Below are 16440 nucleotides of genomic sequence, written 5' to 3'. Positions count from 1 at the left end.
CCCGGCGAAGGCTCGGGGTCGAAGCGACCAACCTTGCCGTAACAGGCGGGGCTCGACCAGGGTGGGTCGGGGGCCACCACCGCCGTCTCGGACGTCTGCGGCACGGCCGCCCGGCCGCACGCGCCGAGCAGCGCGACCGCGAAAACAACCCCGGTGCGTGGTAGTCGGACGAAAACAACCCCGGTGCGTGGTCGCCGGACGCCGAAGCAGGTCATGGAGTCGATTCATGCAGGTTGCGCACCAGAATGCGCCAAACCGCGTCCCTCCACTCTCTCCAGAAGCCTACGTGCTTACCGGCCTCGACGGGACGACCCATGCGGGCAGCCACCTCATCCGGGCTGGCCTGTATCCGCACGGTACGGGGCGGGGGTGCGGTCGCAGGGAGGTCGCGGGTCAGTTCTCGGCCTTGGTGAGCATGGCCAGGCGGGTGACGTGGACCATGATGAGATCGGTGTGGTCGAAGCAATGCTTGGTCACGCGGCGTAGCGCGTACCCTATCTGCACCGCGTACTCGACGCAGCCAATCTTCAGGATCCCGCCCTGCTTCTGCGCGAGGTCGACGTGGTCGTTGGCGCTCGCGATGCGCAGGCGCACCGGCTCGAAGGTGTCGGAGCCGTAGCCTTGATGTCGGCATTCCTTCTGTTCACGAGGACCGGTCACGTCCAGAGCCGTGATCGTGAGCTCCGGTACGGCGGCGCGACCGTATTCGTTGAGCGCGCCGTGGATCATGGCGGTGAGGAGCTGCTCGTCCTGGTTACGCAGGGCCAGCCCTTGCGAGCCCGGCGCGTCGGGCACCGCCACCGGGTCGGGGTCCTTGATGGACCGGGTGAGCACGACGGTCTGGTCGCTCGGGTCGGCGAGCTCCCATGGTGCGTACTCATTGAGAACGCCGACCACATCCGCTTCCGCGCGAAACGGCTCGCGGAGCACCACGTCGCCGAGCAGGAGCCGCCGGGGGCCATGGGGGTAGGGCCGGATGCTTACGACCCGCGCACGCAGGTGGGTGATCTCGTCGCCCCGGTCGCCGTAGCCTGCGATGCCCCCCACGTACGGCAGCGCAGCGTCCCGAAAGGTGAACGTCCGCGGGAGCGGACCCGCCGAAGGCTCGGGGTCGAAGCGCCCGACCTTGCCGTAGCAGGTGGGGCTCGACCAGGGTGGGTCGGGGACCACCACTGACGTCTCCGACGGCTTCGGCTGGCTGCAACCTGTCAAGCCCGCGACGGCGCAGGCGAGGTAGACCGATGGAAACCTCATGGGCATCCGTTGCCAGACGTACAGTCCGTGCAGCAGACGCCGAACTCAAGGGGGTGGCAGGAGTTGTCGCCGCAGAGGCGTGCGGGGTGCTTCAGCCTCTCCCACTCGTCGCAGTCACAGCCCACGCTCTCGTCCGGACAGGAGGTTCTGTCCTGTGGGTTGCAGAGAGGTCCGTTCTGTCCGTTCGAGTAGGACCAGCGTCGCACGCCGTCGGGGCCGAGGAAGCCATCGAACACGTAGTCCTTGTTCATGACGCTCTTCCTCACGGTGCCGTAGCCGTGGTGGAGATCGAAGTTGTGACCCATTTCGTGGAGCGTCTTGCCGCGTGAGGGCGGACCGTTCGTGGCCCAGACGGCCGAGAGCAACTCCTTGTATATGGCCTCGCCATGAACATCGGTGGCGGCGAGGCACCCATCGCCAGGGGGGCTCGATTCATATAGGGGATTGTAGTATATGCCGACGTTGCCCCCCTGGCCGGGCCGCTGGCCCACGGCCACGAAGTGCGAGATCGGCTTGAGCAGTGGGTTCAGATAGAGGCTTCGCAGCTCGTCGGCATGGGTCCAGTCGCTGGGGTTCTGCTTCTGGAAATGGCAGTAGCTGAGCCCCAGGTGCCCCTTGTTCGTGGTCGGTATGCCGGATAGCAGGTGTGTGTTGATCGAGTAGCCGGACCAGGCCGCGTCGTCGGTGAAGGCTGCCTTGTTCCATTGGCTCTCGTCGTTCGACAGCTTCGGCCCGGAAGCGAAATGGACCCAGGTGATGAACACATCGCGCTTCGCGGGCGAGCTCCCCAGGGCGTGCAGCTCGACGCCGACGTCCCCCCCGCCCATGCCGCTCGGATGGGGAACCCCGAAGACCTCCCAGTAGTCATTTATGTTGTCGCCATCGCTGTCCTTGCTGCTGTCGGAGCTGCCGAACGCTTGCTCCACGAGCAGTGGCACGCCATCCCCGTCGCTGTCGGCGTCTAGACCGCTATGCTTCACTAGCATGGCGTACCCTGGGTACACGAGCGACCAGGGAGCGACGATGACGGTGCACTCCGTGCTCGCGTCATTCACGCACACGTCGTTCATCGTCACCGTCGCCTGACGCGCGATATGGCTGTCGTCATCCCAGTGGAGCTGGGCGCCCGTACCCCCGAAGGCGTAGAGCAGAGAATCCGAGATCGGCGGCACCGCTTCCATGCTGGAATCGCCCACCACGGTGAGGGTATCTGCGGCGGTCCAGGGCCAGGAACCTGGCTGCCATCCACTGCCGAGTGTGCTGCGCCAGCCGCCGAAGGTCGCGTCATTGGCCTTCTGCACGTTGTTCACGACGACATCGCACGTTCCGCGCCGCGCGGGCGAGTACGCCACGACGAGCACGCGAAAGCGGTTCCCGGTGTAGAGGTTCGTGACCTTCGAGGCGTAGTTCTCGCTGCCTCCGTCGTCATCGGAGCCGGCCAGCACCCACAGCGCTCCGGTCCACCGGAACACATAGAGATACGTGTCGGGACTGGTCACGCCCGGCGCTGGCCGAAGGTCGCGGGTCTCGACCGTGTGGTACGTCGTCGCGGGATCATCGAAGGTCTGATCGTAGACCACCGAGTAGGCAGGGCCCCAGGAGACTTGCGCTGTGGCGGTGAAGGGCGCGGCCACGGAGGCCGCCGACAGAAGCAGCAAACCGAGAGTCTTCATCACGGCACCTCCTTGACCGCGAAGAGCTTCTTCTTGAGCTTTCCGAGCTCTTGCCGAGCCGAGTCGGTCATGGCCCCCTTGTGCTTGGCGAGTTCGGCCAGGTAGGCCTGCTCGTTCTCGGGCGTCGGGTTCGAGTTCTTGTGTATGCGATGGGGCGGGGGCGACACGACGGGCCCCTGTGCCCTGGGGGAGAGCCCATCGATCGTGGTGAGCAGGCTCTCGGCCGCCGCTCGGTCGGTCGCCGGCCACTGATCGAGAGGGAGCGCCCCGTGCTTGCTCTTCAGATCTCCCAGTTGGCGATGGAAGGCCGCCACACGGGCGTGCGTGGGATCGACGCCCGGCGGAACTTTGATCGTAGGGGCAGAGGCCGTGGGGCCGGAGACGGGCGCGTCACCGAGGCTGCAGGAGGCGACCTCTTTGGAGGTCTGAGCTTGGCTCCGCTGCCGAGTCGCATCGGGTGGCGCGTCACCACAGGACACGCCGCACAAGAGGAGCACTGTCGGCGCCATCGCTTGCGCGATCGGTCTCCTCCAGCGCGCGGTCACCACCCAGGGACGGACACGGCCGGTGTGCTCGATGCTGGGGGAGACGCTGGTGACGCGACTACGGTTGTTGGTCTGTTGGTCTGTTGGCGTGCGCCGAGCGTGGACGTGGAGCTGGCATTCGAGGACCCCCGGATAATGCGGCGTGGAACAGCGTGACCATAGCCGTATAGCAGGGCGTCATGCGCGCGTCAAGGCTTGGCTATGAAGGAAGAAATCGCGCAAGAGTTGCTTGCCTATCACGCAAACCTTGCGTGACTCCGCACGGCGGCGCTCCCCCGCGTCCCCCCGCTCCCCCGCGTCCCTCCCCGCTACTTCTCCACCCGCGGCGCTTCCTTCCCCTTCTGATAGGTCGCCTTCCGCCATACGGCGCCGTTTTCGCGCCACCAGACCCACTCGCCCTCGCGCAGGCCGTCTACGAAGGCCCCTTCGCTCCGCTTGGCCCCGCCCTCGTGCCAGGCGGTCCAGGCTCCTATGTGCTTACCGGCCTCGAAGCGGCCCTCGTCTTTCTTGCGACCGTTAGCGTGATAGTAGGTCCAGCGGCCGTGTTCTTTACCGCTCACGTATTCGCCTTCGCTCGCCAGGCGACCGTTAGCGTGAAAGGTGGTCCAGCGCCCCTGCTTCTGCCCCCGCTCGTAGGTCCCTTCGAAGCTCTTGCCCCCCCCGCGCACGTAGCCGGTCCAGCGCCCCTGCTCCTTCCCCTCGCTGTAGGTCCCCTCGAGCATCGGGCGGCCGTCGTCGTACCAGAAGGTCCAGCGCCCGTGCTCCTTGCCGTCCTTGAAGGTGCCGCGCTTCTCGCGCGCCCCGCTCGCGTGCCACCAGGTCCAGCTCCCGACGGACTTCTGCTCGATATGCCCATCGGTCTTCGGGATGCAGACCTGGCAGCCGAGGAAGCGCTGGTTCTTGTCCACCACGGGCGAGCCTCCCTCGGCCGTGCAGCTCTCGCGGTCGGAGTCGAGCTCGCGGTCCATGCGGTAGCGCACCTTGCGCCAGAACTTCCCCGAGGCCCACCACTCCGTGAACTCGCCCTCCTGGCGATCCTGCGCGTACGGTCCGCGCCGTGAGAGCTTGCCGCCGGCCAGGTACTCCGACCAGACGCCGTCCTTGCGGTCGTCGTCGAAGACGCCCTCGTTCTTCTTCTCGCCGGAGTAGTACCACTCGGTCCAGAGCCCGGTGCGCGCGCCCAGGCGGTAGACGCCCGACCAGACGCGCTGCCCCGTCGGGTAGAAGGCCTCCCAGCGGCCGGAGCGGAGCCCCTGCGCCAGCGCCCCCTTCACCATCAGCTCGCCGGTCTCGTAGTGGCGCGTGTACGGCCCGTCGGGGCGCCCGCCGCGATAGGTGATGCGCTCCTTCGCCCCGCCGTTCGCGTAGTAGCTGGTCCAGAGCCCAACCTGCACCCCGCCCTCGTAGCGGCCTTCTTCCTTCTTCTTGCCGCTCGGATAGAAGGCCACCCAGTTGCCCGTGCCGGCGAGGATCGTGGAGGTGCCGTAGAGCTGCTTCTTCGGGCCGAGGAAGGTGTGCGTCCCCGACGGCAACCCGAGCAGATACCGCCCCTGGTGCAGGAGCTCGCCCCCCGGGTGCAGCTCGCGGTACATCCCATCGAGCAGGTCCTCGCGGTAGGTCCCCTCCCAGGCGAGCTGGCCGTTTTCGTGCCAGCCGGCCCAGGGGCCCTCCTTGCGCTGGCCGATCTCGCAGCCCTGCGTGCGCGCCTTGTGGTCCTGGTGCCACGAGCCCTTCTTCTTGTCGCAGCGGCGCACCGCCTCGCCTTGCCGCTCGCCCCGCACGTACTCCACCTGCTGCCACCGCTGGCCGTTCGTGAACCACTCGGTGAAGGTGCCGTGCATCTGATCGTCCACGAAGGGGCCCTCGCGGATCTTGGCCCCCTCCTCGTGGTAGTAGATCCAGACCCCGTCGTGCTTGCCGCGACGGTAGGGTCCCTCGGCCGACTTGATCCCCGTCGGGTGGTACTCGATCCACAGCCCCTCGCGCTTGCCCGCCTTGTACTGCCCCTCGAGCGCCTTGATGCAGTTCGGGTAGTAGGCGCGGCTCGGCCCCTCGAGGACGTTCTTCTTGTAGGTCACCTCGAGGCGTCGCCCCGAGGCGGGGAGCGTGCTCCAGAGCCCTTCGCGACGCCCCCCGATGAGGCACCCCGCGAGCTCGCGCGTGACGCTCCACTGGCCCCCCTGCTTCTGACAGGCCTCGCGGGAGGCGAGCTCGGGTTCGGGGGCGGCGAGCGCGCCGCGCGGGAGCATCGCCAGCACGAGGGCCAGCGCAGCGCCCGGGCCGATGGAGCAGAGCCGGGTCATGGTCCGAGGATCTCCTTCAAGACCGCGTCCGCCTCGCCGCGCACCGCGCTGCCGTCGAGGCTGTTGATGTCCTGCTGGGTGAGGTCGATCATCGGCGCGAAGGCCCCCGTGTGGAAGGCGTCGATCGCCGCCGCGACCTGCGCGTCGGCGTCCTTCAGCCCCTTCAGCTCGGCGCGCCCGCAGGCGTAGCGCCTCCCCCGCGGGCCGCTCACGCAGAGGGCCACCTTGTCCCCCTGCTGGGCTATTTGCACCGTGAAGGCGTTCTTCGCCGCCACGCCCCCGAGGGAGCGCAGCCGTCGCGACCGGCCCAGCGTGCGCGCGATACGGTCGGTGACGGAGCCCGCGTGCGTCACCACGACCGTCGCCGGGAGCCGCACGCCGAGGAGTCGCAGCGCGGTGGGCCAGCGGTACATCACCTGGTCGAAGAGCTCGATCGCGTCGCCGGCCTTGCCGCGGCGCCAGGCGGCGTCGGCGGCCCACGCGGCCACGCGCATGCGCAGGAGCACCTCGTCCTTCGGCAGCGCGGCGAGCAGGCGTGGTGCGCGGGCGAGCGCCTCCTCGAGCAGCCCGTCCCGGTAGAGCATCTCCGCCTCGAGCGCTTCGAGGTACGGCAGGAGCGCGGGGCGGCCCGCGTTCCGCTGGCGGACCTCCTTGATCGCCCGACCGAGCACCCCGGCGCCGGCCACGTCGATGAGCGCGGGACTATTCCACGGGGCCATCGGCTTGAGATACGGGCGCACGAGCCCGAGGAGCAGCTCTCCCTTGCCGAGCAGGCGCAGGGCCTTGCGCCGCGCGGTCCAGGCGGCCACCTGCGTGCGGCTGCGCTCGAGCCAGAGCTTCAGCCGCGCGGTGAAGGGGCGCGCCGAGGCCTGCTCCTCGAGGAGCTCGAGCTTCGCGAGCAGCGCCGCGTGGTGATCGATCGTATAGATGAGGTCCATCAGCTCGCTCGAGTAACTCGTGAGGCCCACGCGGTCGGGGGCCCGGAGCACCCGCTCCGCCAGCTCGAGCGCCTTGTCGAACTGTCCGAGCGTGAAAAGGAGCCGCATCAGCCAGGCCGTGAGCCCCATCTCGAACTGCTGGCGGAGGCGCCGTTGCACGCCGGCCTGCCGCGCCTCCTTCACGGCGGAGACGGCGCGCTGGAAGTCAGAGCGCGCGAGGTAGAGGTTCGCGAGGTGCGGGTGCGCCGAGGCGGGGCAGTCCTTGAGCGGGGCCTGCAGTGACTTCAGGGCCAGCCGCTCCACCTCGCCGAACTTGAGCACCGCGAAGGCCGCCTCGGCCGTGTTCAGCGAGAGGATGCAGGACTGGTAGCCGGTGGCGTTCACCGCCTCCATCGCCACCTTGAAGCAGGCCTCGGGGCGCTCGCGCTCGAACTCGACCGAGAGGAGCCCGTTGTAGCCCGAGATGCGGGTCTCGAGCTCGTCGGAGAGGGTGGACTTGCGCGCGATGGCCAGCGCCTCGTCGAAGCGGTGGAGCTTCATGAGCGGCCAGATCCGCCGGTGGTCCTGGCGGGGCGTGTAGATCCGGTCGTAGCGGTCGAGCGTGGCGAGCTGCTCGTGCCGGCGGTCCATCTCGCCGAGGAGACCCTCCTGCGCGAGCAGGATGCGCCGGTGCCAACGCTGCGCGAGAGGGCCCTGGGGGAGCGCGCCGTAGCGCGCGCGGAGGAGCTCCTCGGCCTTGCGCATGTGATAGAGGGCGCGGGGGAGGTTCGCCTCCTCCTCGTGGAAGACCTGCGCCAGGGCGAAGCGCGCGATGAGCGAATCGGGACGGGCGCGGAGGATGCGCTCGGCTTCCTCACGCGCGCGGATGAACTTCTCCTTCTGCAGGAGCTTCATCACGGCCTGCTCGGCGGCGTCTCCCTCGAGCGGGTCCGCGGCGGCGCGCGCGTCACGCGCGAAGGCCGCGCTCGCCGCGCTCAGCACGAGCAGCAGGGCCACGCGACCCCAGGCGGCTCCTCCGCGCCTCCTCATGCGCGCAGCGTGGAGCGCGAGAGCGTTTCGAGCGGACGCTCGGCGGCGGTGAGGATGATCCCGCGCGGGTCGTCGGCCCCGGGGACGAGCTCGAGCCGGTGCGAGAGCAGCGGCGGCAGGAGGTACTCCACGTCCTCCGTCGAGACGTAGTCCCGACCGCGCAAGAGCGCGAGCGTCTGGAGCCCCGGGATGGCCTGCACGAGCGCGCGGGTCGAGACCCCCTGCAGGACCCGCTTGTCCTCCCGCAGGATGCGCGCCGCGTCGACCAGGCACTCCTTCACCCCGCGCGCGACGTGGATCTGCGCGCGCAGCGCCGTGCGCGCCGCGATGATCTCGTTCCGCCGCACCTTGGGCAGGCTCGAGGCGGTGCGCGGCGTCCCCCAGGTCTCGAGCACCTCGAGCTCGGCCGCGCGGTCCACGTGCTTCATCTTCACCTTGAAGAGGAAGCGGTCGATCTGGGCCAGCGGCAAGGGATAGGTGCCGGCCACGTCGAGCGGGTTCTGCGTGGCGATGACGAAGAAGAGGTCGTCCAGCCGATGGCTCACGTTGTCCACCGTGACCTGCTTCTCGGCCATGGCCTCGAGGAGCGCGGCCTGCACCTTGGGCGAGGTGCGGTTGATCTCGTCCACCAGCACCACGTGGGCGAAGATCGGCCCGTGGCGAAACTGGAAGGTGTTGTGGTCGGGGTCGAAGATCATGACCCCCGTGATGTCCGACGGCAGCAGGTCCGGCGTGAACTGGATGCGCCGGAAGGCGGCGATGGCGTCGTCGGGCTGGTCGTCCACGATCGACTCGCCGAGCGCCTTGGCGAGCGTGGTCTTGCCCGAGCCGGGGTAGTCCTCGAGGAGGATGTGCCCGTCGGCCAGGATCGACACCAGGACGAGCTCGATCACCTCGTCGCGGCCCATCACGTGATCGCGCATGCGAGCGCGCAGCCGCTCGGCCACCTGGCGCGCGGTGGCGAGCTCGGACGGAGGCCGGGCCTCGGGGGTGGCGTCGCTTACGGGCAGAGCAGCATCCATGGTCCTCTCCTCGATCACCGCGTGAAGAACCAGCCCACCGGATTCAAGAGGGCGAGCAGCCTCCGGTGGGTGGGCAGGTGCGTTTTCAGCTCGCGCCGCACGCTCTCGACGAGCGAGGCGAACTCGGGGGGCGCGGCGGCCTGGCGGCTGCCGAGCGCGCGTCCGAGGTGCGCGTGGGTCAGGGGCAAGAGCGCCGGGCTCAGCGGGGCCAGGCGGCCGGCGTGGCGTTCGCGCGTCTCGCCGGGGCGGCGGGCCGCTCCCAGGTCCGAGAGCTGGTCCAGCACCGCGCGGTAGGCGGTCCGGTAGTAGGCCTCGCCGCTGGCCAGGCCCGGGATGAGGCGCCGGTAGCCTTTCACGCCGTAGGCCAGGACGAGCAGCGCGAGCAGCCCGAGGCCCGCGCCGCGCCCGAGCTTGCCCCACGGGATGACGAGCGGCTTCCCCTCGGGCGAGAGGCCCCCGGTCGGGTCGTTGCGCGCCAGCTCCCCGAGGAGCTTCTCGAGGTCGTAGTCCACCGGGCTCGGCGCCGGCAGGTCCGTGCGCTCGGGGTAGACGTCGAAGGTCACCCACCCCACGCCCTCGACGTGGATCTCCGGCCAGGCGTGCGCGCGGTCCCCCATGATCAGCAGCGAGGAGCCGCCCCCCCGCTTGCCCATCTGCACGGCGTAGCCGAGCGCCACGCGGGCCGCGATCCCCTGGCTGCGGAAGAGATAGACCGCGGCGTGGGCGAAGTGCACGCAGTAGCCGCGGAGCGCCCCGAAGAGGAAGTCCGCCGTGGGGTCGGTCTCGCCGGCGTGGGTCACCTTGCGGGTGTAGAAGCCTTCCCGCTCGAGGTAGCGCTTGATGGCGTAGGCCTTGGCCAGGTCGTCGTGCGCGAAGCGCGGGTCCACGCGCCGCACGATGATGTCGGCGAGCGTCTTGTAGCGCGGGTCGTCGGGGAGCGCGGTGTAGTGCGCGCGGTCGGCGGCGCTCCAGCGCTCGGGGACCGACCGTCGGCCGAGGAGCCTGAGCACCGGCACCGAGAGGACCTGCGACTCGACCTCGTAGGCCGCCACGAACTGGCGCGGGTTCGGGTTCTCGACCAGGCGCAGCTTCTGCGCGTGCGTGAGCGCCGGCGGCTGCGGGTGGTCCACGAGCAGGTACATCGTGGTCGGGACCTTCAGGTGGTGGTCCAGCGTCTGGCTCGCCGCGGCCACGCGCTCCTTTCGCCCTGGGAGCTCGGTGATCACGTCCGCGTCCGCGCTCTCGGCGGCGATCAGGTGATGCCCGTTGTACTTGGAGAGGGCTCGCTGCCGAAAATAGATCACGGGCTCCTTGGGCTCGAAGTCGTCGCGCAGGATGGCCACGGCCACCGGCTGCGGAGGGCCCTGCTGCTCGTAGTTGTCCTTGAAGGGGTTGTCCGAGCCGCTGCCGCCGCGCCCCCCTTGACCGCCTTGCCCCCCCTTGCCGTCCCCTTTGCCCTTCCCCGTCAGGCCGAGCGCGTCGGCGGACTTGGCGGGCTCGATGCGCTTCTCTCCGACGAGGTAGAAGAGCACGCCCAGCAGACAGAGCAGCACCACGGTGCTGAGCAGCTTCAGGAGCGGCTGGTCGCGCAGGAAGAGAAAGACAGCCAGGAGCGTGGCCGCGGCGCCGAGTCCCATGAGCACCGTGCTCGGGTCCACGCCGAGGGTCCAGGCCCAGTCGGAGAAGAAGCGCGGGCGGTTGAGCATGCGATTGCGGTGCGCGGCCATGGCGGCCACGACCGAGCCGGCCACGAACATCACCTCCAGGATCGAAAAGGCGCGCGCGCGGTGGGCGAGCAGCCTGAGGAGAAAGGTGCCGCAGAGGGCGGCCAGTCCGAAGGTGAGCACGTCGGCGGCCACGACCGAGCCCCGCACGCCGAGGAGGCCGGCCATCGCGTCCGAGGCCAGAAGCCGGTCGCCGAGGAGCCCCGCGAGGACCAGGGCCGCCGGAGCCACGACGAGGGCCACGAGGAGGCGAAACCGCCGGCGGTGCGCGGCGTAGGCCAGCAGCATCCCACCGAGGGCGAGCAGGACCGCGGAGAGGATCCCCGCGCTCGAGGAGAGCGGGTGGAGGTAGAGCGCGATGGCGAAGGCGTAGAGGAGCGCCTTGATCACCGTGACGTGGCGTGGCTCGGCGCGAGAGGCCGGAGCGGCGAGGGCGCGTGCGGTCGGCATCAGCGGGAAAGGGCCTCGAGCTGGCCGAGGGGTACGAGCTCCCCGGTGGGGCGATGCAGGACCTTCACCTTGAGGCCCGCCTGGCCGAGGCGCTGCACCATCTTCGGCAGCTCCCGCGCCGCCTCGAGTCCGCGCTCGGCCGGGGCGAAGAGCAGGCGCCCGAGGCGTCCGGGGGCGGCCACGACCACCTGGTCGTCCACGGCCAGGATTGCGGTGGCGCCCGGGATGCGGGGGGCGGCGCGCTCGACCTGCGGAAGCCACGGCCCGGGGGCGGGCGGCAAGAAGAGCACGCAGCTGCGCCGGCGCCCCTCGTCCACGCGGTCGAGGAAGCGGGCCAGGCCGCTCCCGCCGGTGCGGCGGTGGCGGATGGAGCCGACGATCAGGTCCAGCGCCTCGGCCGGGTCCTCGGTCGGCTCCTGCGCCCCGTCGGCCGAGAAGAGAAAGCTCGAGCCGAGCAGCCCCTCCTCGATGAAGTAGCGGGCGGCGCTGGCGGTGGGCTCGTCCCCGGGCCCGGCCACCAGGTAGGCGATGGCGCTAGGGCTCGGGGCGATGGCCCGCTCGGGGGTGCGTACCAGGAGCTGGCGGCTCCGGGCGTAGACCTTCCATAGTATGAGGCGCAGGGGGTCCCCGGGGGCGTAGCGCCGCATGTCCAGGTACTCGCCCTCGACGGGACCGGACGGGTGCGAGAGCGCGTCGCCGCCCACGAAGTGCGTGATCACGTGCCCCGTGACGCGGGCCTTGGGGGGCCGGATACGTACGCGCTGGAGCGTGCGGCGGGGGAGGCCGAGGCGGGCCAGGCCGAAGATGTCCGTCACCACGAAGCGGCGGAGGACTCCGGCGGTGGTCCCGCGCTCGAGGGGACGGACCACCTCCTCGATTCGCCCCTGGGTGCGCTCCATCCAGACCTCCACCGGGGAGGGCTCGAGCCATTCGAGCTTCACCTGCACCATCGGCCAGCGGGCGAAGCGCGGGAAGGTATAGCCGGTCCCGGAGGTCACGCCGCTCTCGAGCTCCAGGTCTCCCCCGGCCTCGGTCAGCCGCAGCCCCCGGCGGAGCTTCAGCCAGAGGAGCAGGGTCACGAGCAGGACCATGAGCATGGCGAAGGCCACGAGGAGCATGGCCACCAGCGCCCCGCTATACAGGACAAAGTCCATTTCTCCCGTGGCATAGCGGAAGTAGACCCAGAGGGCGACGGCGACCACCAGGGCCCCGGGCGCCGTGAGGGGCAGGTAGTAGCGAAGCGCCCAGGCCCGGCTCATGACCTGTCGCATGGCCGTAGCGTGGCCTAGCTCTCTGGCGTAAGCAAGGGTCGGGAGGACGGTGCGGGGCCCGCGGTCCGAGGCGGGCGAAGGAGCCGGAGCGAAGAGGGTGGGCCCGGGGAGGGGCACTCGGGTAAGCTCCCGTTCCGCAGCCGTCCGTTCCCGCAAACGAGAACGCGAGAAAACCGAGCAGAGAGGGAGAGCAAGATGCCGATCATCAATTCCATGATCCCCGAGTTCACCGTCCAGGCCTACCACAACAACGAGTTCAAGACGGTCACCCGCGCGGACCTGAAGGGCAAGTGGTCGGTGTTCTTCTTCTACCCGGCGGACTTCACCTTCGTCTGCCCGACGGAGCTCGGGGACCTGGCCGACAAGTACCAGCAGCTCAAGGAGATGGGCGTCGAGGTCTACGGCGTGAGCACCGACACGCACTTCGTGCACAAGGCCTGGCATGACGCGTCCGAGACGATCAAGAAGATCAAGTACCCGATGCTCGCGGACCCGACCGGCAACCTGAGCCGCGCCTTCGGCGTGTATATCGAGGAGTCGGGGCTGGCTTATCGCGGAACCTTCGTGGCCGACCCCGAGGGAAAGATCAAGCTGGCCGAAATCCACGACAACAGCATCGGCCGAAACGCGAGCGAGCTGGTGCGCAAGATCCAGGCGGCGCAGTTCGTGGCCACGCACGCCGGCGAGGTCTGCCCGGCCAAGTGGACCCCCGGCGCGGCCACGCTGAAGCCGGGCCTCGATCTCGTAGGCAAGATCTAGGTTCGTCGGCGGCGCCCCCACGCGGGGCGCCGGCGCCTCGCCTTCAAGCGCCTCGCCCGTCCGCGCCCTCTCGCCGTGCTATCTTCCCCGGCACTTCGACCTGGGGAGGCAGCCCATGCTAGACGACGCGCTTCTGGAGCAGCTTCGAACGCACTTTTCGTCGCTCGCCGCGGAGTACACCTTCGCGCTCTTTCCGAGCGCCCACGACAAGCAGGCCGAGCTGCGGGGCCTGCTCGAGGGCCTCGCGTCGGCCAGCCCGAAGCTCCACCTGGTCGAGCAGGGGCCCGAGCAGCCGGTAGTGCAGTTCGATCTCCTGCGCGGCGGTGCCGCGACGGGGGTGCGCTTTCGCGGCGTCCCCGGCGGACACGAGTTCACCTCGCTCGTGCTCGCGGTGCTGAACGCCGACGGGAAGGGGAAGCTCCCCGACGAGGGGATCGCGCGGCGGGTGAAGGCGCTCAAGGGGCCGATCGACCTTCGCACCTACGTGTCGCTCTCGTGCACGAACTGCCCCGACGTGGTGCAGGCCCTGAACGTGATGGCGCTGCTCCACGGGGACCTGCGGCACACCATGATCGACGGCGGCCTCGTCGAGGAGGAGGTCGAGCGGCTCGGTATCCAGGCGGTGCCCACGGTCTACGCGGGGGACAAGCTTCTGCACGTCGGGCGCGGCTCTCTGGCCGAGCTGCTGGATCGCCTGGAGGAGCACTTCGGCAGCGCCCCCGCCCCCGTCGGGGAAGCCGGCGCCGCGGCGGTCCCGGCGGCGAGGCACTTCGACGTGGTGATCGTGGGCGGCGGCCCGGCCGGCTGCTCGGCGGCGATCTACACCGCGCGCAAGGGGCTGAGCACCGCCATGGTCACCCAGACGGTGGGGGGCCAGGTGCGCGAGACGCTCGGCATCGAGAACCTGGTTTCCGTGAAGTACACCGAGGGCAAGCGGCTGGCCGCCGACCTGGAGCAGCACCTGCGCGCCTACCCCGTGGAGCTCCTCGAGCACCGCAAGGTGCTGGAGATCCTCGACGGAGAGCGGAAGGAAGTGCGCCTGGCGGGGGGCGAGGTGCTCACTGCCGACGCGCTGATCCTGGCTACCGGAGCCCGCTGGCGGGAGCTCGGCGTTCCCGGCGAGAAGGAGCACCTCGGCCGAGGCGTCGCGTTCTGCCCGCACTGCGACGGCCCGTTCTACAAGGGGCGGCGCGTGGCGGTGGTCGGCGGCGGCAACTCGGGCGTCGAGGCGGCGATCGACCTGGCCGGCATCTGCTCGCACGTCACGCTGGTCGAGTTCCTCGAGGCGCTCAAGGCCGACGCCGTGCTGGTGAAGAAGCTCAAGACGCTGCCGAACGTGGCGGTGATCCTGAACGCGCGCACCACCGAGGTGGTGGGCAACGGCGACGGCGTGACGGCGCTCCGCTACAGCGACCGCCACACGAACGAGGCCGGCGAGGTTGCGCTCGACGGGGTCTTCGTGCAGATCGGCCTCGTGCCGAACAGCCAGCTCGTCAAGGAGCTCCTCGAGACCAACCGTCACGGCGAGATCGTGGTGGACGCGCGCGGCCGCACGAGCGTGGCGGGGATCTACGCGGCCGGCGACGTGACGACGGTGCCCTTCAAGCAGATCGTGATCGCGATGGGGGAGGGGGCTAAGGCGGCCCTGACGGCCTTCGAGGACCGCATGCGGGCGGGGTAGGGCGCGGCCGGAAGGGCCGTGCGGCCAACGTGGCCAGGTTCACTTCGCGCGCGTGCGAGGCAGCTCCACCTTGACCCAGTAGGCCTCGTTGGCCGAACGGAGCTTCTCGACCAGCGCCGTGAAGCGTTCGTTGGCGATTGCGACGTCGATGTCGACGCGGCTGAGGTCATAGACCCCCTTCTCGGCCAGCCCCCCGTTGCTGATCAGATTCCGTACGCGCTCCCGAAGCTCGGGTTCGAGCGGGCGCCCCTGCTCCGTGGCCTCCTTGACCGCCCTGAGGAGCGCCGTCGTATCGGTGGTCCGCTTCGCGACCAGCTTGAGGAGGCTCGTCCGGAGCAGCGAGACCCACGGCTTCTCGTGCTCGGCCGGCAGCCGCGCGTAGCTGTCGTGGTAGGCGAGGCCGACGAAGGGCTCCGCGAGGGCCCAGAGCTCCTGGAAGGCGTCGCCCTGTGCGGCCTTCGCCCGGGCCACCGCGAGCTGTGCCGTGGACTGCTCGGTGAAGCGAGAGAGCAGGGCGCGTCGCACCGCCTGGGTCTTCCGCCGCGCCGCGGTCGCCTGCGGCGTCCACGCCGTGTCGCGCACGACGCGCTCGGCCAGGACCTCGTCGAGGTTGCGCACCGCCGCGCGGAGGTGCAGTCCCGTGAGCGGTCCCTTCGCCGCCGCCTTGCTGAGCTGGACCTCCGACACCACCGCGTCGAGCCAGCGGGTGAGGAGCCGCATGCGTTCGGTCTGCACGCGCGCCACGAGCTTCGCGTCGCTGCCGCGCACCTCGGGGGCCACGAGGTCGCCGGAGCTGCGCAGCGTGTTGCGCGCCTCGGAAGCCCAGGCGTGACTCCGTCGCTCGATAGACCCGGGGCGCAGTCCCTTCTCCGCCGCGCGTATGGTGAGCAGCGCCTGGGCCACGTCCATAGAGAACGCGATCGGCGCTGCCTTCTGGAGGATCTGCTGTGCGCGGTGCTGGAGCTGCTTCTCGGTTGCCCCGTCCGGGACGTCCACGCGCGCGAGCAGATCTTCCACGAGCCGGGGCACTCGGTCGTAGTTCATGGTGCGGTCCCGATGACGCGAGCTGACGAGCCGCTCGAGAAGAAGCAGCCGGTGGTCGGCATCCTCGGGGGCGATGCGTCGGAGGGCGTCGCCCAGGAAATGCGGCGTGACGGCCCAGTTCGTGGCGCTCGGGCTTGCGGCCCAGCCTCCGCGCAGCTCGAGCTCCACGCGGTCGAGCACGTGCTGGAGCTGTCGGGCGAGGCGCACGCGCTGGGCCGGTTCGAGGGCCAGCTCGAGCTTGCCCGAGGCCGAGGCCTCGAGGACCTCTTGCGCCACCTTGGCCACGCGCTCCACCCTCTCGGCGGCCGAGACATGGCGGCGTCCAGGGCCGTTCAGGTGGTGCTTGGCCCACTGCACGGCCTGCTCGAGGCGCTCCGGACTCGAGTAGAAGGCGCGGTCGGTGAGCTTCACGCGACGGGGCTGCGTCTTGCCGTCCGTCGGTGGCGCCTTTCCCGGCTGCGCGGCCTGGGCCGCGGGGCCGACGAGCAGGGCGACGAGAGCGGCCGGCAGAAGACCTGCGCGGAGGCGGGCAGGCCAGCCCAACCGGGACGTATGGGCGCGAGCGAGATCTGGTTGTAGGCGGTCCATGCGGCCACCAGAAAGCACGGCGTGTGCCAGGACCGTTTCTCGAGACTCCGGCGGTCTGGAGGGAAGCGCGACGCCCTCGGATGGATGGAGGAGCCGTCCTCCGAAAAATAGCGCAAACGACCGTTCGCAGGTCCGCCCCGGTCGGCGCAGCGCGGCCGG

Annotated in this window: 11 protein-coding genes; 2 read left to right on the top strand and 9 right to left on the bottom strand. The window is 70.0% G+C overall.

Going from position 1 to position 16440, the window contains the following annotated elements:
* Positions 1 to 393 precede the first annotated feature (393 nt).
* The 8 genes from IT371_25650 to IT371_25615 form a co-directional block, all read right to left on the bottom strand.
* Positions 394 to 1254 carry a hypothetical protein gene (locus IT371_25650; protein ID MCC6751064.1) on the bottom strand — a complete coding sequence of 287 codons (861 nt, stop codon included), beginning with the start codon at positions 1252 to 1254 and terminating at the stop codon, positions 394 to 396.
* Positions 1251 to 2927 carry a hypothetical protein gene (locus IT371_25645; GenBank protein MCC6751063.1) on the bottom strand — a complete coding sequence of 559 codons (1677 nt, stop codon included), beginning with the start codon at positions 2925 to 2927 and terminating at the stop codon, positions 1251 to 1253. The genes IT371_25650 and IT371_25645 overlap by 4 nt, the downstream gene beginning before the upstream one ends.
* Positions 2927 to 3241 (bottom strand): hypothetical protein, encoded by a 315-nt coding sequence (locus IT371_25640; protein ID MCC6751062.1) that lies wholly within the window; start codon positions 3239 to 3241, stop codon positions 2927 to 2929. Before IT371_25640 ends, IT371_25645 begins: the two co-directional genes overlap by 1 nt.
* A gap of 539 nt (positions 3242 to 3780) precedes the next feature.
* A complete protein-coding gene (locus IT371_25635; protein MCC6751061.1) occupies positions 3781 to 5775 on the bottom strand; it encodes a toxin-antitoxin system YwqK family antitoxin in 1995 nt (664 codons plus the stop codon).
* Positions 5772 to 7709, bottom strand: a complete 1938-nt coding sequence (locus IT371_25630) for a hypothetical protein (protein ID MCC6751060.1) — start codon at positions 7707 to 7709, stop codon at positions 5772 to 5774. The genes IT371_25635 and IT371_25630 overlap by 4 nt, the downstream gene beginning before the upstream one ends.
* Positions 7710 to 7738: 29 nt before the next feature.
* Complete coding sequence (locus IT371_25625; GenBank protein ID MCC6751059.1) at positions 7739 to 8764, bottom strand: AAA family ATPase; 1026 nt, start codon at positions 8762 to 8764, stop codon at positions 7739 to 7741.
* 14 nt (positions 8765 to 8778) lie between these two features.
* On the bottom strand, positions 8779 to 10938 hold the full coding sequence (locus IT371_25620; protein ID MCC6751058.1) for a transglutaminase family protein: 2160 nt from the start codon (positions 10936 to 10938) through the stop codon (positions 8779 to 8781).
* Positions 10938 to 12209, bottom strand: coding sequence for a DUF58 domain-containing protein (locus IT371_25615; GenBank protein ID MCC6751057.1), 1272 nt, complete (start codon positions 12207 to 12209; stop codon positions 10938 to 10940). The genes IT371_25620 and IT371_25615 overlap by 1 nt, the downstream gene beginning before the upstream one ends.
* Positions 12210 to 12404: 195 nt before the next feature.
* Here IT371_25615 and ahpC point away from each other — a divergent pair, with 195 nt between their 5' ends.
* Both ahpC and ahpF read left to right on the top strand, forming a co-directional pair.
* Positions 12405 to 12968: a peroxiredoxin gene (ahpC, locus tag IT371_25610; GenBank protein MCC6751056.1), complete on the top strand. Its 564-nt coding sequence runs from the start codon at positions 12405 to 12407 to the stop codon at positions 12966 to 12968.
* A 115-nt stretch (positions 12969 to 13083) separates the two neighbouring features.
* Positions 13084 to 14649, top strand: a complete 1566-nt coding sequence (gene ahpF / locus IT371_25605; GenBank protein MCC6751055.1) for an alkyl hydroperoxide reductase subunit F — start codon at positions 13084 to 13086, stop codon at positions 14647 to 14649.
* A 39-nt stretch (positions 14650 to 14688) separates the two neighbouring features.
* On the opposite strand, the gene IT371_25600 is transcribed toward ahpF, so the two are convergent.
* On the bottom strand, positions 14689 to 16236 hold the full coding sequence (locus IT371_25600; protein ID MCC6751054.1) for a hypothetical protein: 1548 nt from the start codon (positions 16234 to 16236) through the stop codon (positions 14689 to 14691).
* Positions 16237 to 16440 lie beyond the last annotated feature (204 nt).

This window comes from Deltaproteobacteria bacterium, from assembly GCA_020848905.1.
GTDB lineage: Bacteria > Myxococcota_A > Polyangia.
Note: the sequence above shows the minus strand (reverse complement) of the source record. Positions and strands in the feature narration are given on the sequence as shown.

What these genes read in the sequence shown, in the direction of transcription:
- IT371_25650 (MCC6751064.1), bottom strand. Translation starts at nt 1,254, where the DNA reads ATGAGGTTTCCATCGGTCTACCTCGCCTGCGCCGTCGCGGGCTTGACA.
- IT371_25645 (MCC6751063.1), bottom strand. Translation starts at nt 2,927, where the DNA reads ATGAAGACTCTCGGTTTGCTGCTTCTGTCGGCGGCCTCCGTGGCCGCG.
- IT371_25635 (MCC6751061.1), bottom strand. Translation starts at nt 5,775, where the DNA reads ATGACCCGGCTCTGCTCCATCGGCCCGGGCGCTGCGCTGGCCCTCGTG.
- IT371_25625 (MCC6751059.1), bottom strand. Translation starts at nt 8,764, where the DNA reads ATGGATGCTGCTCTGCCCGTAAGCGACGCCACCCCCGAGGCCCGGCCT.
- IT371_25620 (MCC6751058.1), bottom strand. Translation starts at nt 10,938, where the DNA reads ATGCCGACCGCACGCGCCCTCGCCGCTCCGGCCTCTCGCGCCGAGCCA.
- IT371_25615 (MCC6751057.1), bottom strand. Translation starts at nt 12,209, where the DNA reads ATGCGACAGGTCATGAGCCGGGCCTGGGCGCTTCGCTACTACCTGCCC.
- ahpC (MCC6751056.1), top strand. Translation starts at nt 12,405, where the DNA reads ATGCCGATCATCAATTCCATGATCCCCGAGTTCACCGTCCAGGCCTAC.
- ahpF (MCC6751055.1), top strand. Translation starts at nt 13,084, where the DNA reads ATGCTAGACGACGCGCTTCTGGAGCAGCTTCGAACGCACTTTTCGTCG.